The sequence below is a fragment of the Streptomyces sp. NBC_01296 genome (assembly GCF_035984415.1).
Taxonomy (GTDB): Bacteria; Actinomycetota; Actinomycetes; order Streptomycetales; family Streptomycetaceae; genus Streptomyces.
Genome location: NZ_CP130720.1, coordinates 5824640 through 5847202, shown reverse-complemented (window position 1 = coordinate 5847202; position 22563 = coordinate 5824640). Strand labels below are relative to the sequence as shown.

Sequence of the window (22563 nt, the reverse complement as noted above, 5' to 3'; positions counted from 1 at the left end):
CCCTCACCCCGTGCGCCACACCCGGCCGGAGCAGCCCAACGGGCGATATGCCCCATTCGCCCGAGAAGATATGAAGTGCAGCCGGCAACCGCCGGTCTTCTTGCGTCAGCGCTCTCGGGAGGATCTGCCGTGACCGTCAGTCTTGAGCAGTTGCGCCGCTGCCACGTCGCCGTCGACCTGGGAGCAGCCAGGACCCGTGTGTACGTCAAGGGCGCCGGCCTGGTCGTCGACGAGCCCAGCGTGGCCGCCGTGAACACCCGCACCGGTGCGCTCATCGCGGTCGGGTCCTTCGCCGAACGGATGACGGGCCGCACGCCCGACTACATCCGGGTCGTACGCCCCGTCTCCGGCGGCACCGTCGTCGACATCGAGATGGCCCAGCGGATGCTGCGCCACCTGCTCGGCGAGAAGCTGCGGCGCGCCCTGCGCCGCAAGCCCCGGCTGCGGGCCGCCGCCTGCACCCCGCACGACGCCGACCCGCTCGCCCAGCGGGCCGCCGTGGAGACGATGGTCGGGCTCGGGGCCCGGCGCGTCGAACTCGTCGACACCCTGATCGCGGCGGCCGTCGGCTGCGGCCTGCCCGTGGAGCAGCCGACCGCGACGATGATCATGGTGTGCGGGGCCGCCGCCACCCAGATCGCCGTCCTCTCCCTCGGCTCGATCGTCACCGCCCAGCGGATCCCCGTCGGCGGCGAGGCCATCGACCACGCCGTCGTCCAGCACCTGCGCCACGCGCACGAGCTGATGCTGCCGAGCCAGGCCGTCCGCCCGCTCCAGGTCGCCCTGCACGGCAACGGCATCACCGGCGGGGGCCCCACCTCCACCCTCATCCACGGCCGTGACGTGGCCACCGGACTGGCCCGCTCCGTCCACGTCGACACCGCCGCCGTACGGGACGCCATCCACACCCCGCTGACCGCCGTGCTCGACGGCATCGGCAAGGTGCTGCGCGACTGCCCGCCGGACCTGGTCGCCGACCTGACGGACCGGGGGATCATGATGGTGGGAGGCAGCGCCCTGCTGCCGGGCCTGGACCAGATGCTGCGCGATGCCACCGGCATGCCCGTCGCCATCGCGGAACGGCCGGACGTGTGCGCCGTGCTCGGTCTCGGCATGATGCTCGAAGGGAAGATCGCCCCGATGGTCCTCAACCCGCTGGCCGAATGACGAACGCGGCGCCCGGGCCGTCCGGGCCGGACGGTTCGGCCGCTCCGGACGGTTCGGCCGGTCCGGACGCTGTCGGGCAACAGACCCGGCTGCCCGTACTCCTGGAGGCGGTGCTCAGCGTCGGCTCCGAACTGGAGCGGCAGACCACCCTCCAGCACATCGTGGACTCGGCGACCGAGCTGTGCACGGCCCGGTACGGAGCGCTCGGGGTCGTCGACCCCGAGCGCCTGCGGCTGACCGAGCTCTACACGGCCGGGCTGAGCGAGGCGGAACGCGCCGCGATCCCCCACCTGCCCGACGGGCGTTCGGGCCTGATCGGCGCGCTGGTCACCGATCCGCGCCCGCTGATGCTGGAGGACCTGTCGAAGGACCCGCGCTCGGCGGGGTTCCCGCCGGGCCATCCCCCCATGCACAGCTTCCTGGGCGTCCCGATCCGGGTCCACAACGAGGTCTTCGGCAACCTCTACCTCACCGAGAAGGCGGGCGGCGGCCCCTTCACCGAGGAGGACCTCGCCCTCGTACGCGTCCTGGCCTCGCAGGCGGGGATAGCGATCGGCAACGCCCGCCTGTACGAGACCGCGCGCCGCCGGGAACGCTGGATCGAGGGCGCCGCCGCCGTCACCACGACCCTGCTGGCGGGCCGGCCGGCCATGGACGCGCTGATGTGCGTGGCGGAACGGGCCCGGCTGCTCGCGGACGCGGCGGCCGGAGTGGTCCTCCAGCCGACTCCCGAGGGCGGTATGGAGATCGTGGCCGCCTCCACGCACGGGGACCCCGGGGACCTGGTCGGGACGGCGATCGCCCCCGGTTCGCCGGTGCTGGAACAACTCCTCGGCGGGGAACCGGTCTTCATAGAGGACTCGGCCACCGACCCCCGGATGACCACGCACGTCCGTGAGCGCTTCGGCCCGAGCATGATGCTCCCGCTCCAGAGCGGCGGCCAGCTGATCGGCACCCTCGCGCTGCCGCGCGCCCGGGGCGGGCGCCCGTACGACGCCGTCGACCGGCTGCTGGCCTCGCAGTTCGCCTCCCAGGCCGCGCTGGCCCTCGTACTGGCGGACGCACAGCACGACCGCGAGCAGCTGGCGGTCTACGAGGACCGCGACCGGATCGCACGGGACCTGCACGATCTGGTGGTCCAGCGGCTGTTCGCGACGGAGATGATGCTGGAGAGCACGAAGAAGCGGTCGGCGGCCGCGCCGTCCGGGGACACGGTGGGCGACGAACTCGGCCGGGCGGTGGACGAACTCGACTCCACCATCCAGGAGGTCCGCACCGCGATCTTCGCCCTCCAGCAGCCGCCGACGGATGCCCCGACGACGTTCCGCGGCCGGGTCCTGCGCGAAACGGGCGGGGCGGCGGTCCTGCTGGGCTTCCAGCCGTCGGTCCGCTTCGCGGGCGCGGTGGACGCCCTGCTCCGCGAGCCGGCGGCCGGCGACCTCCTCTCGGCCCTGCGCGGCGCCCTGGCCGCGGCCCACCGCCGCTCGGAGGTCACCTCGATCCAGGTCGAGGTGGACGCCACCCCGACCCGGGCCCGCCTGAAGGTCACGGACGACGGCCGCACGGAGTCGGGCGCACGGGGGACGACCCTGCGCTGGGAGTCGGCGCTGTAGCGATGCCGGGCGGACCAGGGTCGGGCCCCCTAGATCCCTGCCGGCCGGTGGGCTGCCGCTGCCCGCAGGGCGATCCGGGTGCTGGACTGGGCCACCCCGGCCTCCCGCTTGAGCCGGCGCAGCAGCGCGTCGAGCGCGGCGGGATCGGCGGCCCGGGCCCGTACGAGGTAGTCGTACTCCCCCGTCACGTGCACCACTTCCGTGATCCCGGGAAGCGTGACGACCCGCTCCTCGAACTCGTCGTTGGAGGTGTCCTGCCGCAGGCTCAGATCGATGAAGACCACGAGCCCGCCCCGGGTGTCGGCGGCCGGATCCACGATGACGGTGAACCCGCGGATCACCCCGTCCCGCCGCATCCGGCGCACCCGGTCGGCGGTGGCGTTGGCACTGAGTCCGACGCGGACGCCGAGATCGCGGTACGAGATCCGCGCATCCTGCTGCAGGATGCCGAGGATTTCCCTGTCGAGGCGGTCCATACCGCGATTCTCGCAGTCAGGGCCGATATGCGCCGCTGCGCGGATGCCCCACCCCTCACCCTCCCGTTCCATGAGCGAATTCCTCTCCCCGGCCTTGTCGGGCGCGGTCGCGGGCCTGGGCGTGGCGATGCCGATGGGTGCGATGAGCGTGCTGCTGCTCCAGGAGGCGATGCGGAACCGCCGCACGGCGATGGCCGCGGCGGCGGGCATCGCCACGGTCGACCTCGCCTACGCGGCCCTGGCCACCGCACTGGGCCCCTGGGTGGCCTCCCACGTCACCCCGGTCGAGGCCTGGATCCGCCTGGCCTCGGCGGCGATCCTCCTCGCGATCGCGGCCCACGGCCTCCACCGCTCCGCGGCGTCAACCCCACCACCACGCGCGCCACTGCACCCGGGCCCCACCTCAGCCCCACCACCACCCACGCCCCGATCCCCGGGACACGGCCCCACCCCTTCGCCCCCGTCACCGCTTCAGGCCCCGGGCCTGGGGCGAAGCCCCCACCCTTCAGACCCGTCACCGCTCCAGGCGCCGGGCCTGGGGCACAGCCCCGAGGTTTCAGCCTCGCCGGCGTTTGAGGCGCGGGGGCTGGGGCGGAGCCCCGGTTTCGGGAAGGGGCGGGGTGGGGAACTGCCGCCCGCAAGGCCCGAACCCACCGACCGGCCTGGCCCTCTGCCCGCACCGGAACCCCTGGCCGGAGCCGTGGCAGGCCCGGGGACCAGCCCCTGGGCCGGGGCAGGGCCAGGGTCGACGTTCGGGCGGTTCGTCGGGCTCACCGCCGTCAATCCCACCACCGCCCTCTACTTCGCCGCCCTCACCACCGCCCAGGCCTCCACCCTCACCACCCCCACCACCGCCGCCGCCTTCCTCGTCGGCGTCGCCGCCGCCTCGCTCCTCTGGCAGCAGACCCTCGTCGTCCTCGGCGCCTTCGCCGGCCGCAAGGTCTCCCCCGCCGCCCGCGCCTGGACCTTCCGCCTCGGCTACGGCCTCGTCGCGGCCTACGCCCTGAAGATCGCCCTCCCCCTCCCCCACCTGACATGACCGCCCCCACCGGAGGTGCCCGGCCCCGCCCGCACGGGACCGGCCCGACAGGACCCGCCCCGCCCAGCGTGACCGGCCCCGCCCGCACGGGACCGGCTCCGCCCAACGGCACCAACCCCGCCCAACGTCACCCTCCCCGCCCGACAACCACCCCCTAGGGTGATTCCGTGACGACGACCCGACTCTCGGCCCGCGCAGCCATCGCCTCCGTGACCGACCCCGGCAGCTTCACCGAACTCCCCGCCCCCCACCGGGAGTCGGCCCCCAACGGCCCCCTCACCTGGGCCGGATACGACGACTCCCGCGCCCGCGCCGCCGCGCGGACCGGCGAAGAGGAGTCCGTCGTCACCGGCACCGCCCTCATCGGCGGCCGCCAAGCCGCCCTGATCTCCTTCGAGTTCGGCTTCCTCGGCGGTTCCCTCGGCGAACGCACCGGAGATCGGCTCGAAGCCGCCTACACCTACGCTCGCGCACACCGCCTCCCCCTCGTGTCCCTGATCGCCACCGGCGGCTCCCGCATGCAGGAGGGCATGCTCGCGCTGACCCAACTCCAGCGCGTGGCCCGCCAGTCCGTGCTCACCCGCGCCGCCGGACTCCCGCAGATCGCCGTCCTCCGCGATCCCACCACCGGCGGCGGCTGGGCCACCCTCGGCGCCGGGGCGGACGTCGTGCTCGCGCTCCCGGGTGCGCAGGTCGGCTTCGCGGGCTCCCGGGTCCGGCCGGCGGACGCGGACCCGGCGGCGTACACCGCCGAGGGCCAGTACGCCGCCGGGCACGTCGACGCCGTCGTCCCCGCCCCCGAGCTGCCCGCGACCCTGGCCGGCTGGCTCCGCCTCCTGGCCGCGCCCCGCCCCGCCGAGCCCGCCCAGCCGGCCGAGCCGCCGGCGGCGCTGTCGGACGTACCGCCCCCGGCCGGCGGCTGGGACGCCGTACTGCAGGCCCGCCACCCGGACCGGCCGCGCGCCGAGGCGTACCTGGACGCGTACTTCGCCCTCCGCCTCCCCCTCTGGGGGGACCGGGCGGGCGGCACGGACCCCGGGATGCTGTGCGGATTCGGGCTGCGGGAGGGGCGGGCCGTCGCGTACGCCGCCCAGTGCGGCACGGCGACCCGCCCGGCGGGCTACCGTACGGCGGCCCGCGTGATCCGCCTCGCGGACCGCCTCGGCATTCCCGTGCTCACCCTGGTGGACACCCCCGGCGCGGCCAACGACGCCGCGGCGGAACACGCGGGCGCCGGCGCGGCCATCGCGGACACCTTCGCGGCGGTCGCGGCGGCCGGGGTCCCGGTGACCACCCTCCTGATCGGCGAGGGGGGCTCGGGCGGCGCCCTTGCGCTCGCCGCGCCGGGGAACACCTGGGTCACCCCGGACAGCTACTTCTCGGTGATCGCCCCCGAACTGGCGGCGGCCATCCTCAAGCGCCCCCCGTCCGAGGCGCCGTCCACGGCGGACCAGCTCCGCATCCGCCCCCAGGACCTGGTCGCCCTCGGCGTCGCACGCGGCGTGGTCGGGCCCGCGGTCGGACCCGCCTGAGCTTCGGCGGATACAGCGTGGTGACGGCCCGCGGACTCACCCCGGAGGAACGCGTCGGACGGGTGCACGGAGACCGCGCTCGGCCCCCAGCACACGGCCCTTACGGGACCGAGTGGGACTCCATCGGCCAGCCCGGCCGGTGCGACGACCGGTCGTACGCGGTCGCCTACGGGAGCCGGACGGGCGAATTCGGCGGGCCCACGCCCGTTCACGTCCGCCCGGATCGTGCGAACCGTGCCGGACTGGTCCCCACGTACCGCCCGAAGTGCCGCGTCAGATGCGCCTGGTCGTAGAACCCTGCAGCCACGGCCGCCGCGGCCGGAGGCATCCCGGCCAGCAGCAGCCGCCGCGCCCGGGCCACCCGCCGCCCGGTCAGGTACGCGTGCGGCGGCAGCCCGTACGCCTTCCGGAAGCTGCGGATCAGGTGCGTGGGATGTACGTGTCCCAGCACCGCCGACGCCTCCTCCAGGGCGATCCCCTCGACCACCCGCGCGTCGAGCAGTTCGCGCAGCCGTACGGCGAGCCCCGCGCGCCGCGCCCCGCCCCGCGCCCCGCCCCGCGCGCCGCCGGAGGCGGCCCCCCGGCCCGCCAGCCGGATCCACAGCCGCTCCCGCACGAAAGCCAGCCGCGATTGCGCCTCGAAGCCCTCGGCCGGTGACCGCTGCGAGCCCAGCGCGAGGTGCAGCCCGTGTACGCGCTCCAGCAACGCCCGGTCGAACAGGAGCGGCGTGTCGACGGCGGCGCCGGCCAGTCGCTCCGGGAGGACGGAGGTGTCGAGGTAGAGCACCCGCTTGCGGAATCCGGCCTCGGTGACGGTCCGTCCGTCGTGCGCGACCCCGGGCGGCAGCAGGACCACCGCGTCCGAGACGCCGACGCCGTGCCGCTCCCGGTCGAGCGCGAAGTCGACGCGGCCGCCGTCCAGGATCATCAGCGCCCAGGTGTCGTGGATGTGGGCCGGGTACGCGTGGTCGGTGAACCGGGCGTGGAAGACCTCGGCGATGCCTGCCACCCCCGGCCGCCAGGCGGAGACGGTGCTGCGCGGACGGATCGCGGCCATGCCAGGAACGTACAAGACGGCCCCCGCCCCCTCCGGCAGCCTCTCCCCATGACCACGCACCCGATGCACCCCGTGAACATCGCGCGGAAGCTGTCCGCGTTCGACGAGCAGTGGGCCCCGCGCCGCATCGCCCGGATCAACGACTACGAGGTCAAGGCCGCCAAGCTCCAGGGCGAGTTCGTGTGGCACACCCACGAGGACACCGACGAGCTGTTCCTCGTCGTCAGCGGGACCCTCACGATCCGCCTCCGCGACGGAGACGTGGTCGTCGGCCCCGGCGAGCTGTACGTCGTCCCGCGCGGGGTCGAGCACTGCCCGGCGGCGGACGAAGAGGTCTCGATCCTGCTGTTCGAGCCGGTCGGCACGGCCAACACGGGCGATGCGGGCGGCGAGCGCACCCGGGAGCCGGTCGACGCCTGAGCCGTCCCGGGGCCTGAGGCGTCAGGCCCCACGCGTCAGGCGGCACGCATCGCGCCTCACCCATCACCCATCACCCATCACGCATCACGCCTGCGGCGACCTCGCGTCGTACCGGGCGAACCCGCGCCAGCGCAGGGCCAGCAGGACCAGCACCAGGACGCAGCCGAGCCCGCCGCCCGTGATCGCCATGGTCGGGGAGGTCCGGTCGGCGACGGTCCCGGCGAGGAAGTCCCCGAGCCGGGGCCCGCCCGCGACGACCACGATGAACACGCCCTGGAGGCGGCCGCGCATCTCGTCCGGGGTCGCGGCCTGCATCATCGTGGACCGGAACACCATGGAGATGGTGTCGGCGCAGCCGGCCAGGGCCAGGAAGAACAGCCCGAGCCACAGGTTCCGGGTGAGTCCGAAGACGGCGATGGCCAGCCCCCATGCGGCCACGGAGATCAGGATGGCCAGCCCGTGCCGGCGGATGCGGCCCAGCCAGCCGGAGAACAGCCCGCCCAGCAGCGCCCCGACGGCCGGCGCGGCCACCAGCAGGCCGACGGTCTTGGCGTCGCCGCCGTACCAGAGCACGGCGATGGCCGGGAACAGCGCCTTGGGCTGGGCCAGCACCATGGCGGCCATGTCGGAGAAGAAGGTCATCCGGATGTTCGGCCGCGTCCCGAGGAAGCGCAGCCCGTCCAGTACCGAGGCCCGCCCCCGCTTGCCGCCCTCCCGCTCGGGCAGCATCGCGGGCAGCCGCCACACCGCGTAGAGGGCGGCGCAGAACGTGACGGCGTCGATCAGGTACGCGGACTGGTAGCCCCACCAGCCGACGATGAGCCCGCCGAGCACCGGGCCGATCATCGTCCCCGAGGTCATCGTCACCGAGTTCAGCGCGTTGGCGGCGGGCAGCTGCTCGGCCGGCAGCAGCCGCGGGATCATCGCGGAGCGGGCGGGCCCGTTGAGGGCGCCGCAGACCGCCTGGAGCGCGACGACCGTGTACAGCAGCCAGACCCGGTGGTAGTCGAGCAGCGCGGCGCCGGCGAGCGCGATCGACAGGGCCGTCAGGCCGAGGGAGCTGTACAGGCCGAGCTTGCGCCGGTCCACGGTGTCGGCGATGGCGCCGCCGTAGAGCCCGAAGACGACGAGCGGGACGAGGGAGAAGAGTCCGACGAGCCCGACCGAGAAGCTGGACCGGGTGATGTCGTAGACCTGGAGCGAGATCGCGAGGGCGGTCATCGCCTGGCCCATCCAGGAGATGGTGCTGCCGACCCACAGCCGCCGGTAGTCCGCGGACGTGCGCAGCGGGGTCAGGTCCGCGAAGATCCGCGTCGCGCGTCGGGCGGGGGTGGGGGCGGGCGTGGGGGTGCTCGTACCGGTCACAGCGGATGATAACCGGCGGCCGTTCGGCGGCCCCAGGCATTAATCGGACGGGAGCCGGGCCCGGCTCCCGGCTGGACGGTCGGCACGCCGTCCCCACACCCCGTCCCCGCACCCCGGCCGCACCCCGGCCGGTCCACGCACGCGCACCAGTCGCCCCACCCGGATCCGCGGTCTCAGGCCGGGGCGGTCCTTGCCGGTAACTCGCCACCGTCGCAGGACATTTGACTGAATCGACGTGCGCTCCTCGCCTCGTGTTCAGCTCATGATGAAAAGACTCGTATGTCCAGGGAGGCGTAGTGATCGAACCTGGCAACAGCACCACGAGCACCGGCAGCGCGGACAACGGCGTCCACGCGACCCCTCTCACGGCCCCGCTGACCGTCGGTGTCGAGGAGGAGTTCCTCCTCGTCGACGCCCGCACCTTCCGGGTGGTCCCGGCCGCCCCGCTCGTCCTGGCCACCGCCGCGGGCCTGCCCCACGAAGTGCACCCCGAGGGCACCCGCTACCAGGTGGAGATCTCCACCCCGGTCGCCGATTCGGCGCCCGCACTGCGCGAGGAGCTCGCCACCCTGCGGCGTACCCTCGCCCGGGCCGCCCGCGCCCACGGCTGCCGGCTGCTGGCCGCGCCCTCGCCGGTCGTGGCCGTGGAAGGCCCCCTGCACCTGACCGACGACGAGCCGCGCCAGCGCGAGCAGCACCGCCGCTTCGGCGCGCTCACCGACACCCTCGTCAGCTGCGGCCGCCACATCCACGTCGGCACCTTCGACGTGGACACGGCAGTGGCGGTCTCGAACCGGGTCAGACCATGGCTGCCCACGCTGATCGCGCTGGCCGCCAACTCGCCGTTCTGGGGCGGCCGTGACACCGGTCACGCCAGCTGGCGGGCGATGGCCTGGTCGGGCTGGCCCTCGGCGGGCCTGCCCCCGCACTTCACGTCCACGGCCCACTTCCGGCGCTCGGTGCAGACCCTGCTCGGCTCCGGGGCGGCCCTGGACACGAAGATGGTCTATTGGGACCTCCGCCCGTCCGGGCACTGGCCGACGCTCGAGATCCGGGCGCCCGACATGTCCCCGGACATCGACACGGCGATCCTCCAGGCCGAGCTGGTCCGGGCCCTGGTGGCGACCCTCCTGCGGGACATCGCGGAGCAGCGGCCCGAACCGGTGCTGCGGGACGACGTACTGCACCTCGCGCGCTGGCGGGCGGCCCACGACGGGCTGGAGGGCTTCGGGCTCGACCCGTACACGGGGGCCGAACTCCCGGCGGCGGACCTGGCGGAGGCCCTGCTGGACCTGGTCGCCCCGGAACTGGCGGCGTCGGGCGAGCTCGACCACGCGGCCAAGACCCTGGGAGGCCTCTTGCGCGACGGCTCGGGCGCCCACCGCCAACGCGCGGCATTCGCCCGCCGGGGCGACCTGACGGACGTCCTCCGCCACCTGGCAGACGAAACGGAGAACTTCTAGCCCCGCGGCGGAATCCACCCCCGAAATACACCGAAGCCGCAGGCGGGAACCTCTCCGCCTGCGGCCGGGCCGACCGGCTGGGGATCCCTCCCGGGCTTCAGGGCCGCGAGGCGGCTGACAGCGGCGGACGGAGGTACGCGCCGGTGTACGCGGCGTTCGGCGACCCCAGGCCGGTGGTGTTGTCGAATCCCTTCGATGCCCGGAGGCGGGCCGCGCCTTCGCCGTCCCTTCCGGTGGTCGCGAGGTAGGTGGACACCGGGCCGGTCTCGTTGGACTGGTCCTCGTACCGGTTCGCGGTCCATGCCACGGGGCGGTCGGCGCCCAGAGGGGTGTCCGTGACGTCGGTGATCGCGCCCGACCCGTGCAGAAGGTACAGAGCCGGGTTCGCGAAGCCCAGAGGCCGCCCGTTACCCGCCTGCTGCACCAGGGCCTGCATCCCCGCGAACAGGGGGCAGGACAGGCTCGTACCGCCCGAGCGCCGTTCTCCGTAGCGCAGGTCCTTGCCGTCGGCCGTGGCGGCGGATTCACCGACGAGCATGCCGGTCAGTGGATCGGCCACCAGCGCGATGTCGGGAACGACGCGCATGCCACGCTTCCCGGTCGCCCCTCCGGGGAGTGCCTTGCTCAGCACTTCGGGCACGACGGGGGCCTGGTACCAGGGCTGTTCGTACATGATGCTGGTCCCGCCTCCCGTTCCCCCGGTCCAGTCCCGCGGGTAGTCACCCGGCGGTACGTCCCTCCAGGTCCTGCCGTCGGCTTTGGCGTCGGTGCGGTACTGGCCCCAGCTCGTCTCGTAGGCGTAAGCGCCGTCGGCGCCGACGGCAAGGGACGTGCCGCCCACGGCAGTGACCAACGGGTCCGAGGCCGGGTAGTCGACCTGGAGCCGCCGGGACCTGCTGGCGCGCCCGGGGCCGGTGGCAGGGTCCTCGTAGCCGGCATCACCGGACGCGACGTAGAAGCCGATCCCTTCGATGGCCCCCTGTTCGAAGACGCTGTGCGAGATGAGGCGTTCCTGCACCCCGTAGCCGTCCGTGGTCTCGCCCCACGAGCAGCTGACGATGTCCGCCAGATGCAGGTCGACCACCTTCAGCAGGGCTTCGTTGAATGCGCTCGGGGTGCAGTTGCGCGCACCGATGTACACGATGTCCGCCTCGGGCGCCATGCCGTGCACGGCTTGGACGTCCTTCGTCTGCTCCCCGTACCAGGTGTTCGCGGAGCAGGTATCCAGCTGGTCCCAGCTCTGGCTGTTGACTTCCCGGTACTGGCCCGGGCGCAGCGGTTCGCCGTGATCGCGCGAGTACCGCTCCAGGTCGGCCGCCATGGTGGGTGAGGCGTAGGCGTTGACGACGGCGACGGTGACACCCTTGCCCGTCAGCTCGGGCTTGTTGACGCCGTAGGCGTCCCGGAGCTGCTCGGGGGTGTAGCCGCACGGAGCCCAGGCCAGCTCACGGCCGTCGGCGCCGGTGAACCCGCTGGGGTTTTCCTTGCCCACGGCGCTGCAGGGTCCCGGCGCGTTGGGCTGAGGGCCCGGTGGCGGGAGTGCCGGGACGGACGGGGGAGCCGTGGTCAGCCGGTCGAGTCCGGTCACCGTCATGACGGCGGAGGCGAGCTCGCGCGGGATCGTGGGCGTCCGTGCGGGTGCGATACCGCTCCGGCCGTGATCGCCGTAGGTGTGGAAGGACACGGCGAGCGCGTTCTCCATCGTACCCACCGGCCCGGAGACGCTGATGTAGTGCGCTGTCGTCTCGGTGGTCTTCAGCCCGTTCTTCCCGGCCCAGGCGGTCACCAGCTGCGACTGCCCGGCGGAGGGGCCGAAGCGCTCTTGGAACTCCGCCGGTGTGAGGAAGTGACGGTAGAGGGGGTCCCCCGGCGTGGAGACCGACTGCGCATAGCGCGTGGCGGCCTTCGGATCGCGCCCCGCCAGCCAGATGCGCGCTTCGACCTTCCCCTCCTTGGCGGCCTCACCACGGTCGGAGTCGGACATCGCCCAGGCAGGCCGTGCGATCGGCACGGGCGTTCTCGCTTCTCCCGACCCGGCGAGTCCCCCTGGTCCCAGGACCACCGCGCCCGTGACCAGCGGCAGGGCGATCGCGCCGGCGAGGCTGGCCGGCTTCCACCATCGGTTACGCATGTCGGCCGGCCTCCAGAGGTTCGAGCTGCTTCTCGTCGGGGCGGGAGCCCCGCAGGAACATCGATGCGTAGGTGCCTCCGCGGAGGAGGAGCTCGTCGTGGCTCCCGCGCTCGGCGATCCTGCCGCCGTCGAGCACGACGATCTCGTCGGCGTCCCGGGTGGTGGAGAGGCGGTGCGCGATGGTGATCACCGTGCGCCCGGCGGCGAGGGTGTCCAGGGCCCGCTGAACGGACCGCTCGGTCTGGCTGTCCAGCGCACTGGTCGCTTCGTCCAGCACCAGGACGGGCGGATTGCGGAGCAGGGTCCTGGCTATGGCTATCCGCTGGCGCTCCCCGCCCGACATCCGCAGCCCTCGTTGGCCGACCACCGTGTCGTAGCCGTCGGGAAGTCCCTCGATCAGATGGTGGATCTGTGCGGCTTTCGCCGCGTCGACGAGCTCCTGGTCGGTGGCTTCCGGTTTGGCGAAGCGGAGGTTGTCGGCGATCGACGCGTGAAAGAGATAGGTCTCCTGGGACACGACTCCGATGCTCGAAGTGAGGGTGTGCGAACCGAGCTCCCGGAGGTCCACACCGTCGAGGGTGATACGGCCGCCGGTGACGTCGTACAACCGGGCGACGAGGTAACCGATGGTGGTCTTCCCGGCGCCCGTCTCACCGACGACGGCCAGGCTGCCGCCTGCCGGGACGGCTATGTCGATTCCGCTCAGCGTCGGTGCGTCGCCGTAGGAGAAGTCGACTGCCTCGAAACGGATGTTCCCCTGCACGTTTGTCAGTTGAACCGGATCTTCCGGTTCGGTGATCGTCTTGGGCAGGTCCAGATATTCGAAGATGCGCTCGAACAGGGCCAAGGACCCCTGGAAGGCCACGCCGACGCCCAGCAACGACAGGGTCGGGCCGAAGAGCCCCTGCTGCAGGGAGACGAATGCGATCAGGGTGCCGAGCGAAATGGCGGCGTGGCCATGAGCTGCGGTCATTCCGCTCGACCAGTAGATCAGGACCGGCATCAACGACATGATCGTCTGGATGACCGACTGGCGCCATCGGCCCGCCATGCTGGACTGCACCTGCAGGTCGCAGAGGGCTTGTGACTCGGCAATGAAATCCTCGGACAATTCCTTGGACCGGCCCATGGTGCGACTGAGCAGGATGCCGCTCACCGACAGGCGCTCTTCCACCATCGACGACATCGAGGCCATCTGTCGCTGCCGCCGGCGGACGAAGATGCGCCGGAGTTCACCCACCCGTCGGCTGATCAGGACGAACAGAGGGAGCACGGAAAAGGAGAGCAGGGCCAGGCGCCAGTCCATAATCAGGAGGGCGATGGCACTCGCGATGACGGTCGTCAGGCTGGAGACCAGCGAACTGACGGTCGAGGTCACCGTCGCCTGCATGGCGCCGATGTCGTTCGCGATTCGCGACTGCACCTCACCGGTCCGCGTCCTGGTGAAGAACGCAAGCGGGAGTTCCTGGAGGTGCGAGTAGATCTGTGACCGCAGATCGTGCATGACCCGCTGACCGACCGAGGTCGATATATATGACTCCAGGACGGATATCGCACTGCCCGTAATGGAGGCCAGCGACATTCCGAGCGCGAGCGCCGAAAGCAGCCCCGTACGCCCTTGAGGAAGGGCCGTATCGAAGAGCTCCCGCACCATCAACGGAACCGTCAGCGCGATGACGGACGCACCGGCGATGAGGGCGACAACAATGAAAAGCCGACCACGGTAGGGCCGAAAGAGGCGGACGATACGGCGCACCGGGGTCCGGGTAGGCTTTTCCAGGAGAAAATCCTGCCTCATGCGCCTACCTCGCCTGCCAGTTCATTTGCATACCACCAGATCAGCTTGTTGATGCCATAGATTCCGGGCGCCTCCTCTTCGAGGAGATGCATTTCGACCAGCCATTCAAGAGAATCGGAAATGTCATCCGCGCTCAGGCCTCCCGCAGGAAACAGCGCCGCCACCCGGTCGAATTCAAAATGCGCTGCATCCAGCCGGGCCAGACCAACGAAAACCTCGCCGACCGCCGGCGGGAGGCTTCGGTAGGACCAGGACAGGAGCGCCCGCACACTGGAATGCGGATCGCCGGGAGCATCGAAGGCGCTGAGGGGAGTTCTTCTGGACGAAAGCCGGGCGGCGAGGCCCGTCGGGCAGATGCACTGCTGGCGCCGGACGCGTTCGGCCATGAGACGGATGGCCAGCGGGCTCCGGTCGCAGAGGGCCAGCAACGCGTCGACCTCGTTCCGGCAGTGGGAACGCGCCGCTCCGGCCATCGACTCGAACAACTCAAGTGCCTCCCCGTCGGACAGGTAGCCGACCCGGTGACGGTGCACGCCATTGCGTACGACCAGTCCGGTCATGGCGTTCCTGCTGGTGATGAGGACACGGCAGTGCGGCGCGTCGGTCAGCAGCGGGCGCACCTGCTCCACCGTGGCGGCATTGTCGAGGACGATCAGTGAGCGGCGGTCGGCGAGCGAGGCGCGGAACATGGCCGAGCACTCTTCGAGGGTCAACGGAATCTGGTGATCCGGAACCCCGAGGGCCCGCAGGAGCCTGCGGAGCACGTGCTCGGGGCTCAGAGCCGGCCGCGCGTCGAATCCTCGTAAATCTGCGTACAGGACTTCGTCGGAGAAACTCGCTGCATTGTCGTGCGCCCAGCGCAGGGCAATCGCAGATTTACCCGCTCCGGGGCCGCCGGCCAATAGGGCGACAGTGGCCGCTCCATCGGAATCACAGAGGCGCGCGTCCAGCCAGGCCAGCACCTCACGGCGCCCCACGAAACCGGCCGGCCCGGGCGGCAGGTGGACGAGACCGGGCTGCGTGCCGCCGTGTCGCCTGTCAGGGCCGTGGAAGCGGTCGCGTGAATAGTAGCTTCGCGCCTGAGGTCGCATGTAGACCGATCCGATCAGTTCGGCGGTGGCGCCCTCACTGAGTCCCATGCCTTCGGCCACGAGCTTGAGCGACTGGCGGTACGGTCGGCGCGTCGAGCCGCGCTCGATATCACGAATCGCCCGGACGCTCAAACCAGAATTCTCCGCCAGCTGCTCCTGAGTCAGTCCCGATTCCACCCGCAGCCGTTTGATATCCATGCCTATATCCCCCATGAATATTCACGCTACACGGATACCCTCGACTGAATGGTCAATTTCAGGCAAAACTGCAGGTGGGCAGCCTGGAGCGTCCGGACGGGCCCGGGGCGACCGGCCCGTAGGGCCGGCCGCCTAGCTGATGCACACGGTCGACGGCAGGCGCCGGAAGGGCGTCAGAAGGTGAGGAGTCCCTCGCGGAGGAAAGTCTGCAGCAGGAGCATGCGGCCGGGCTGGTCCAGGCAGCCCGGCAGGTCGGCGGCACTGAACTCACCGCCCGGGTGCCCTGCGAGCCAGCGCACTTCGCGCTCGACCTGCCGCGGCAGGGCCACGGACTTGTTGTGGAACGCCACGGTCACCTGGGTGTCGGTGACAGCCGTGTGCGAGACGACTCCCGGCCGGCGTCGTACCGGCGTGGAAGGCGTCAGATCGCGGACACGCTCCAGGTCGAGCAGATGTCCGCCGAGAGAGGGCGAGTTGACCGACACGGCCTGCGTCACGGTCTCCTCGATCACCCGCTCCGCGGACAGCCCGTCCTGGAGGACTCCCACGAGCTGCCGCAAGCTCTCCACGGCAGCGCGCTGGAGGTCCTCGTCACGGGCGAAGCCGGCCGGAACGCCCTGCCGGAACCGGACGTCCTCGTCGAAGAGCTTCTCCATCGCGCTCTGCAGGACGTTCGCCCAGCGGAGCGAATGAACACCGATGGTCAGGTGGACGGACGCCTCGTCGTTCGACGTGGCCGCGTGCACCACACCACGGGGGAGGTAGAGGAAGTCCCCGCGCTTCAGGGTGAGTTCCTGCTCGGGCACCGCATCACCCCCGATCTCGTCCCCGAACTTCGGCCGTCCGGCCAACGGCAGCTCGTAGGGAGCGCCGTAGAGCCGCCACTGCTTGCTGCCGTGGACCTGCGCCACGAGGACGTCGTGGGTGTCGTAGTGGGGCTTGAAGCCCTGCGCCTTGCCCGCGGGTGTCAGGTAGACGTTGACCTGGAACCCCGCGCTGAGCTCGGCCCCAAGTGCGTGGGTCAGCCGCTGGAGCGGCGCCCATCGGTCGTCGAGGGAGTTCAGGACGATCGTGGATCCCCGCCGGTAGTGGTCGTAGATCGCTTCCAGCGTGTTGGCGCGGCCATGAGGTCCCCGCTGCGCCATCGCCTCGATCGGCGTCTCCTCGCCGTTCACCACGACGCGGATGGTCTCGAAGCCGGGACCGGCCATCATCAGGAGCTGGTCCACGTCGTCGAGCGTGAGCAGGTCGCTGTAGTAGTCCGGAGCATCCCGCTCGATGTGGAGGGGCTTCTGCTCCCAGTGATCGCAGAGGAACGCCTTGGGTTCCACCGGGTCGATCAGGCGGGACAGACCGAAGACGGCTTCCGGCGACTTTTCGTGACTGCTCATTTTCTTCCATCCTTCTTTTCGTCGCCCCGGGGTACCGCCCGGGCGTGGTGTTCCAGCAGCTTGCGAACGGTCACGTCGTAGGCGAGTCGTTCCAGGCGTTGTACGTCGAGTGCGAAAAGGCGGTTCATGTGCATGTGGACGACCGACCGGAAAACCCCCTCAGCGGCGGCCTCCGGAAGCGGGGCTCCGTCGGGCGTGGTCTGCCGGAGCCTGCGCAGTACGGCAAGGATTTCCCTGGAGGCGGTGTGCTCTGCGAGGAAGACGTCGAGCGATTTCCGCACGTCCCGGAAGTACGCTCCGTATCTGCTCCCCAGCCGTCCGCCCTTCTCCCGCGGGCTGACCCGACGGCGCAGGACGTCGACCAGCTGCTCTTCGCTCGGCGAATCGCCGTAGAAACCCCGGACCCAGTCAAGGAGAGCGGATGCGGCATGAAAGAGCCGAAGTTCCTCCGAGGGCGATGCCGCCAGCAGATCGCTGACCAGGTCGCTGTCGATGCCGAACAGTTCTTCGGCCAGGGCGATCCCTTGCAGGCCGCCGTATCGCGCGGTTTCCGGCACATAGCGGTCCGTACACGCTCTGCTGACGAGCCCCTGGTCCTGGAGCTCTCTGCCGAGCCCTTCCAGTTCCATGAAGACGGCCGCACGGTCTTCTCGACGCACAGGGCGTACGCGGATGCGGACGTGATGTCCGCCTTCGCCGTATCGGACGAAGAACCAGCTCGACGCTTGTCCCCGTGAGCGCAGACCGTCGACTCGGCTTCTTGCCCGCACGATGACCGAGTCCGCGGTGAAACTGCTGCAGTAGTACTTCCAGTAGACCCACTCGTCCCCTGGAACAGGAGCGGTGGACACCATACGTCCGTGTGTACTCGCCGGCCTCGGCCCATTCAATGGAATGCAGACCTCCGCCACATGGCGGCCGCGCGGGCTGCTGACGGCCGGGCTCTCCACTTGGGGCACCTCGCTGAATTCGAGGCGCCCCCGTCCGGCTGCCTTCTCGACGACGGCTTTCACGGCCCGCGGGGAGTCGAGGTTGACGGCCAGTACGCGGTCGCCCGTGCCGCAGCCGACCCATTGCCGGTCACCCAACCCCGGCAGCAGGTCACGTAGGACCGGTCTCGGGTCTCCCGCCGCGAGGAGGCGCCGGGCACCTTCGGTCCCCACGGTCCAGCGTTCCGGGCGGACGATGACCCGGCCGCAGGTCACACGTGGCAAGTGGGAGAGCGCGGACAGCCCACCCCAGCGCCACCCCACCGAGCGGACGCCGCTGAGATGGGCCAGGAGGCGAAACCGCGGGTCGTTTCCCCGGAAGTCCACGGAGTGCGTCGAGTTGAGCTCCAGGACCACCCGTCGGCCCGAAGCCCCCTCGCGCAGGGCGAAGCCGCTCTCGCCGAGGCTCAACCGTAGCGAGCCAAGGTCCAGCGTGCCGCCCTCCGCGCCCTTCAGGGCAAGCGTCCGGGCATGCACGGCAGGCCGGTGGAGAACGTTCCCGATCCGTCCCCCCGGGGTGTGCACCAGCTCGGCGATGATCGGATCGTCATCGTCTTGGCCCGCGGCGGCGAGCCACCGGTGCAGGGCCTGCTCACGTTCCGGTCGCGACACGGCAAACCTGGCCAGCGACGCCAGGGGCGCGCGCTCCTGCCCGCTGAGCAGGACGGCGTCGAAGGCGTTCTCGTGGTTGTCCAGCAGCGCCGCCTGAACCGACCTGGCCACCCCGCGCTCTGCTGCCGCGTGTGCCGCCATGTCGTACGGCCGGCCCGTCTCGCGCCAGTGATCGTAGGCACGCAGGGCCGCCTCAGGCACACGCCTCTCGCCGGTGGAGGTCCTCGGCCCGACGACTCCGGCCCTGCTCGCCAGCGCCGAACCTGCAGAAAAGGTCGTCTCCATGAGGCCGGAACGGAAGTCCAGCACCTCTCCCAGAGGGACCTCACCGCCCTCGTAACGCCGTTGGAATGCCGTCCGGAAATCAGCGAGAGGATCCTGCTCGGGAAAGAGGATCTGGAGGCTGCGCAGGGTCCGGTCGAGCGACTCGACCAGTTCGCCCTCGACATTCCCCTGAGTCGTCGTGAGGTCCAGATCGATATGGAACCTGGCCTTTTCGGGTATCTCCGCCATGCCGGGAATTCCGCACGCTTCCCATGCGGCATTCAGGTGACCGGTGGACGCCTGCCCGGTCGGCCGCAGACCGCAGACCGCCGAAACTAGACGCTCCAGAGAATCCGCCGCTTCCGATGCGCCGCGGCTGCGGAGAACACGCAGTGCGAGCTCGTGCGGTTCGTGGCCGGGTTCGAGCAGCCGAGGACTTCTCCATCCCGTGGCAGAGGTGACCACGGCCTCAAGCGCCGCCATGTCGATCCGTACGAAAACCTGGTGGGCTGCGCGGTCCGCGAGCGACAGCGAGCGACTCTCGGCGGTGTGCACGAACGCGGTTCCGGCCAGCAGGCCGAACGGCGTGGCACGACTCGCCATCCTGGTCGCGTACCGTTCCACCGCCGCGCTCACGTTGCGGCCCGAACCGGTGGTAAGCGCGGTACCGGCCGCCAGGCCGATCGCCTGTTCGATGAATTCATCAGCCAGGCGATCGGCCCCGAAAGCCGGCCCTGAAATCTCGTCGACGCTCAGGCTGGCTGCCCGGAGGAGTGCGACGGTTGACTTCATGGCCTCGGCTTCCTGTTCTTGCTGGTCAATACGCGGCGAACGGGACGGATTTACCAGTCCCGGTCGTCCACGCCGTCCTCGTTCCAGTGGGCGAGGGAGAAGTCCTTGCCACCCCGGTCGGCATCGTTCGGCGTCACAACACCGGTCGGGTAAGCGATTTCGATGCTCGAAGCATCGAGCGAGTACTCATCAGCCATGAGTGCTCCCCCTTCTGAATGGCGGCCGCAAGCGAATCCCACGGCCCTTTTCGATCTTGATTCTGTTCTCCGGGCCACCACGTCGCCAGGCACTCCGACAGGCAGACTCTCCGGCAAGGTCACCGGTGGGGAGCGGCGATGCTGCCGGAGCCCACAGGCAGTGCCGAACTCTGCCGGCGGCACGGCACGGCCAGCCCTCAGTGGCAGCCGCGGCTGCGGTCGTGGGGAGCCACCGGTTGGCCGGGACGGCGGCGGATCGCCACCGGCGCCGTCATGCGATCGCCTGGCGCTGCCGGAGGTCGCGGGTGACGAAGGCGGCCCGCCGGCCGACGGTGCGCGCGCACCTGGCCGCGGTCAGCCGCGCGCTGTCGGCTCCAAGTGACGATCACCGCAGTGGTCACCCCTGCGGGCATCGCCCAGCGGGTTCTCTTTGTCTCCGGCGATCCGCGCCCGGGGCGCAATAGCTTCGGTCCCGAGGCCGCGTACATCCGGGAGGCTCTCGCCGGAAGCTACGTCCAGGTGACGGAGATGGCGTCTGTTGGGCTTGCCGAGATCTGTCCCGCCCTGGATGTCCACGCCCCGGCCGCCGTGCACATCGCGGCGCACAGCTCCTTCGGCGGGATTCACCTCACGCAGGATGGCGGGAACCTCTGCATCGCCCATGAAGCCTTCTGCGCGCAGATCGCACGAGTCCGCTTCCCGCCCCGTCTCGCTGTGCTGAACTTCTGTGACTCCACCACGCTGGCCGCCGAGATCGCCCGGACGGCAAGAACAGTGATCAGCCGGCCTCACGCCTTGAGCGACCGACAGGCCCAGACATTCACACGGCAGCTCCATAGGTCGCTGGCCGCTCGGCGATCCGTAGGTGACAGCTGCAAGGATGCGGAAAGCCGCACCGGCCGGCCCTCAGCCAGATCTCCCGCCTCCTGTACTGCACGGCGAGGCGATGGCCCATGTCTTCTGATGTGACGCTGAGTGCGTGGTGCCCGCGACCGGCTCAGGTGCGGATGTCCCGCTGCTGCACGTCCTTGAGGACACTCGCCACGGCTGCGAAGTCGTTGTCCACGTGGAGCACAGTGTGGCCGTGGTGGACCGCGGTCGCGCACACCAACAGGTCGATCGGCCCGGCGGCGCGGTGCTGGCCGCGCTGGGTGAGCTTGTACTGGGCAGTGTCCACCCAGCGCCACGCGTTCTTCGGCACCGCGGACAGTGGACACAACGCGTCCAACTCCTCGGCCAGGTCATCCCTGTGGGGCGGGCTGGTGGCCGAGTACAGGAACTCGGTCCTCGTGGGCTCGCAGACACGGAACACCCCGGCGGCGATATGCCCCTCCCAGGGCTGCAGCGCCCCGGGAGTGCGGAACAGAAACCACAGCGCAGAAGTGTCGAGCAGGTACGAGATCACTCGAAGGCCGCCCGCCGCGCCTGCTTGGCAGCGTCGTATGCGGCAGCGGCCTGCTCGAACTCGCCCCGCGCCCCACGGGCAGCCAGCTTCTCCGCGGCCTCCAGCCGCCGCACCCGGTTCACGTAGTCCCTCAAGGCCGCGTTGACCGTCTCCTTCTTCGTCGTGACGCCCATCAACCGCATGGCCTCAGCCAGCGCCTCGTCATCGAGATCAATCTGGGTCACCGACACAGTAACCACCTCCCTGATGGCAATGTATGCATCCACGATACATCGCCAACATTCGCTGCGGCAGGGAACGAGGAATCCCCGCCGCCGATGAGGACGGAGGCCTGGTTGGTTCCAGACGTGCGACGGGCCATCAGTGGCGCGTTCGAGATAGAGGTCAATCAGGCGAAGATCATCCCGGCCCACCCGACCACAGGGTCCAACTCGGGCATCTGACGGCTAAGCCACCCCGCTCGCAGTGGGCCTGATCCTGCAGTTGAGACTTGCCTCAACCGGACGGCACTTCAGGCCATTTGGGCTGCGTCCGCTATGACGGACATCAACGTCCACAGGACGTCCTGTCGATCATGAAGCCTTGATCGACAGGAGCCGTCAGGATCCCCGGAGCTTCCGGTCCTGCCAGCCAAGACGCTGGTCAGAACGTTTCTGCACATCTAGCGTGTGGTGGGGCGGGTGGGACTCGAACCCACGGCCGACGGATTATGAGTCCGCTGCTCTAACCGGCTGAGCTACCGCCCCTTCACGGCGTGGCGCGTACATGTGTGCGCGCCGTCTGCCGCAGCATAGCCGCTCATACGATCTCCTGCCTCGGATGCCTCGCATGATCGGCTTCGCCTGCTGAGGGAGACCGTTCTGAGGGCTGCCCGGTTCCAGGACCAGGGCAAAAAGAAAGAGGACCCGCACGAGGTCCTCTTCTTTCACGCTCCCCCGACTGGACTCGAACCAGTAACCTGCCGGTTAACAGCCGGCTGCTCTGCCAATTGAGCTACAGGGGACTGCGCTCCCCCGACTGGACTCGAACCAGTAACCTGCCGGTTAACAGCCGGCTGCTCTGCCAATTGAGCTACAGGGGATTGCTGCAGTGCGCCGAACAGCCCACCTCCGGCCTTGCCGGGGGGCGAGCGCCCGTTGCGAGTCATAGATTAGCGCAAGCAGGGGGGTGCTCCGCCAATCGGTATCGCCAGCCGGCCGGGCACCACACGACGAAGGGTGGCAGGCATGCGGTACAAGGTCACGTTCGTGGTCGGACTGGCCCTCGGGTACGTGCTCGGAACGCGCGCAGGGCGCGAGCGCTACGAGCAGATGAAGAAGTCCGCGCGGGAGATCGCGCAGAACCCGGCGGTGCGCAACGCCGCCGAGTCCGCCGGTCAGACGGGCCGCACGTACGCCGGGAAGGCCTTCGCCGCCGTGAGCGACAAGGTCGGCAGCGCGGTCCCCGCCTCCCTGGCCGGGCGGGTACGGGGTCTGCGCGACCGGTCCGGCGGCGGCTCCGAGGACGACTGGGGCACCAGCAACACCTGAGCCGGAAGGTTCCCCCCGGAGCCGACCGGGATCC

At 70.7% G+C, this 22563-nt stretch carries 19 protein-coding genes and 3 tRNA genes; 8 read left to right on the top strand and 14 right to left on the bottom strand.

Annotation, left to right across the window (positions count from 1 at the left end; translation table 11 throughout):
* Positions 1 to 129 precede the first annotated feature (129 nt).
* Together OG299_RS26560 and OG299_RS26555 are read left to right on the top strand one after the other, a co-directional pair.
* The gene (locus OG299_RS26560; protein ID WP_266629506.1) at positions 130 to 1167 is read left to right on the top strand and encodes a rod shape-determining protein; all 1038 of its coding nucleotides are present in this window, start codon (positions 130 to 132) and stop codon (positions 1165 to 1167) included.
* A complete protein-coding gene (locus OG299_RS26555; RefSeq protein ID WP_327362845.1) occupies positions 1164 to 2780 on the top strand; it encodes a sensor histidine kinase in 1617 nt (538 codons plus the stop codon). Before OG299_RS26560 ends, OG299_RS26555 begins: the two co-directional genes overlap by 4 nt.
* A 29-nt stretch (positions 2781 to 2809) precedes the next feature.
* Here OG299_RS26555 and OG299_RS26550 read toward each other — a convergent pair whose 3' ends face one another.
* Positions 2810 to 3256: an Lrp/AsnC family transcriptional regulator gene (locus OG299_RS26550; RefSeq protein ID WP_266629502.1), complete on the bottom strand. Its 447-nt coding sequence runs from the start codon at positions 3254 to 3256 to the stop codon at positions 2810 to 2812.
* Positions 3257 to 3326: 70 nt separating this feature from the next.
* Here OG299_RS26550 and OG299_RS26545 point away from each other — a divergent pair, with 70 nt between their 5' ends.
* Both OG299_RS26545 and OG299_RS26540 read left to right on the top strand, forming a co-directional pair.
* Complete coding sequence (locus OG299_RS26545; RefSeq protein WP_327362844.1) at positions 3327 to 4295, top strand: hypothetical protein; 969 nt, start codon at positions 3327 to 3329, stop codon at positions 4293 to 4295.
* 167 nt (positions 4296 to 4462) lie between these two features.
* Positions 4463 to 5827, top strand: coding sequence for a carboxyl transferase domain-containing protein (locus OG299_RS26540; RefSeq protein ID WP_327362843.1), 1365 nt, complete (start codon positions 4463 to 4465; stop codon positions 5825 to 5827).
* 208 nt (positions 5828 to 6035) lie between these two features.
* On the opposite strand, the gene OG299_RS26535 is transcribed toward OG299_RS26540, so the two are convergent.
* On the bottom strand, positions 6036 to 6884 hold the full coding sequence (locus tag OG299_RS26535; RefSeq protein ID WP_327362842.1) for a helix-turn-helix domain-containing protein: 849 nt from the start codon (positions 6882 to 6884) through the stop codon (positions 6036 to 6038).
* 48 nt (positions 6885 to 6932) lie between these two features.
* Between OG299_RS26535 and OG299_RS26530 the strand changes: the two genes are divergently transcribed.
* Positions 6933 to 7304, top strand: coding sequence for a cupin domain-containing protein (locus tag OG299_RS26530; RefSeq protein ID WP_266629494.1), 372 nt, complete (start codon positions 6933 to 6935; stop codon positions 7302 to 7304).
* Positions 7305 to 7388: 84 nt separating this feature from the next.
* Here OG299_RS26530 and OG299_RS26525 read toward each other — a convergent pair whose 3' ends face one another.
* Complete coding sequence (locus tag OG299_RS26525) at positions 7389 to 8669, bottom strand: MFS transporter (RefSeq protein WP_327362841.1); 1281 nt, start codon at positions 8667 to 8669, stop codon at positions 7389 to 7391.
* A 296-nt stretch (positions 8670 to 8965) separates the two neighbouring features.
* On the opposite strand from OG299_RS26525, the gene OG299_RS26520 reads away from it, so the two are divergent.
* Entirely contained in the window at positions 8966 to 10132 is a 1167-nt protein-coding gene (locus tag OG299_RS26520) for a carboxylate-amine ligase (protein WP_327362840.1), read from the top strand.
* Between the two features lie 97 nt (positions 10133 to 10229).
* On the opposite strand, the gene OG299_RS26515 is transcribed toward OG299_RS26520, so the two are convergent.
* From OG299_RS26515 to OG299_RS26490, 6 genes are all read right to left on the bottom strand, one after another.
* Positions 10230 to 12263: a S53 family peptidase gene (locus OG299_RS26515; protein WP_327362839.1), complete on the bottom strand. Its 2034-nt coding sequence runs from the start codon at positions 12261 to 12263 to the stop codon at positions 10230 to 10232.
* A complete protein-coding gene (locus tag OG299_RS26510) occupies positions 12256 to 14061 on the bottom strand; it encodes an ABC transporter ATP-binding protein (RefSeq protein WP_327362838.1) in 1806 nt (601 codons plus the stop codon). The genes OG299_RS26515 and OG299_RS26510 overlap by 8 nt, the downstream gene beginning before the upstream one ends.
* Entirely contained in the window at positions 14058 to 15350 is a 1293-nt protein-coding gene (locus tag OG299_RS26505) for a helix-turn-helix domain-containing protein (protein WP_327362837.1), read from the bottom strand. The genes OG299_RS26510 and OG299_RS26505 overlap by 4 nt, the downstream gene beginning before the upstream one ends.
* Positions 15351 to 15523: 173 nt before the next feature.
* Positions 15524 to 16741, bottom strand: a complete 1218-nt coding sequence (locus OG299_RS26500) for a cupin domain-containing protein (RefSeq protein WP_327362836.1) — start codon at positions 16739 to 16741, stop codon at positions 15524 to 15526.
* Positions 16738 to 19398 carry a lantibiotic dehydratase gene (locus OG299_RS26495; protein WP_327362835.1) on the bottom strand — a complete coding sequence of 887 codons (2661 nt, stop codon included), beginning with the start codon at positions 19396 to 19398 and terminating at the stop codon, positions 16738 to 16740. The genes OG299_RS26500 and OG299_RS26495 overlap by 4 nt, the downstream gene beginning before the upstream one ends.
* Positions 19399 to 19448: 50 nt before the next feature.
* Entirely contained in the window at positions 19449 to 19595 is a 147-nt protein-coding gene (locus OG299_RS26490) for a hypothetical protein (protein WP_327362834.1), read from the bottom strand.
* A gap of 378 nt (positions 19596 to 19973) precedes the next feature.
* Here OG299_RS26490 and OG299_RS26485 point away from each other — a divergent pair, with 378 nt between their 5' ends.
* Positions 19974 to 20564: a CHAT domain-containing protein gene (locus OG299_RS26485; protein WP_327362833.1), complete on the top strand. Its 591-nt coding sequence runs from the start codon at positions 19974 to 19976 to the stop codon at positions 20562 to 20564.
* Between the two features lie 28 nt (positions 20565 to 20592).
* On the opposite strand, the gene OG299_RS26480 is transcribed toward OG299_RS26485, so the two are convergent.
* From OG299_RS26480 to OG299_RS26460, 5 genes are all read right to left on the bottom strand, one after another.
* Positions 20593 to 21000 (bottom strand): PIN domain nuclease, encoded by a 408-nt coding sequence (locus OG299_RS26480; RefSeq protein ID WP_327362832.1) that lies wholly within the window; start codon positions 20998 to 21000, stop codon positions 20593 to 20595.
* A complete protein-coding gene (locus OG299_RS26475) occupies positions 20997 to 21230 on the bottom strand; it encodes a type II toxin-antitoxin system VapB family antitoxin (RefSeq protein ID WP_327362831.1) in 234 nt (77 codons plus the stop codon). Before OG299_RS26475 ends, OG299_RS26480 begins: the two co-directional genes overlap by 4 nt.
* 439 nt (positions 21231 to 21669) lie before the next feature.
* A tRNA-Ile gene (locus OG299_RS26470) sits at positions 21670 to 21746 on the bottom strand.
* A 184-nt stretch (positions 21747 to 21930) separates the two neighbouring features.
* A tRNA-Asn gene (locus tag OG299_RS26465) sits at positions 21931 to 22003 on the bottom strand.
* A gap of 5 nt (positions 22004 to 22008) precedes the next feature.
* Positions 22009 to 22081: transfer RNA gene (locus OG299_RS26460), tRNA-Asn, on the bottom strand.
* A gap of 145 nt (positions 22082 to 22226) precedes the next feature.
* On the opposite strand from OG299_RS26460, the gene OG299_RS26455 reads away from it, so the two are divergent.
* Positions 22227 to 22529 (top strand): YtxH domain-containing protein, encoded by a 303-nt coding sequence (locus tag OG299_RS26455; protein WP_266629474.1) that lies wholly within the window; start codon positions 22227 to 22229, stop codon positions 22527 to 22529.
* Positions 22530 to 22563: the final 34 nt, after the last annotated feature.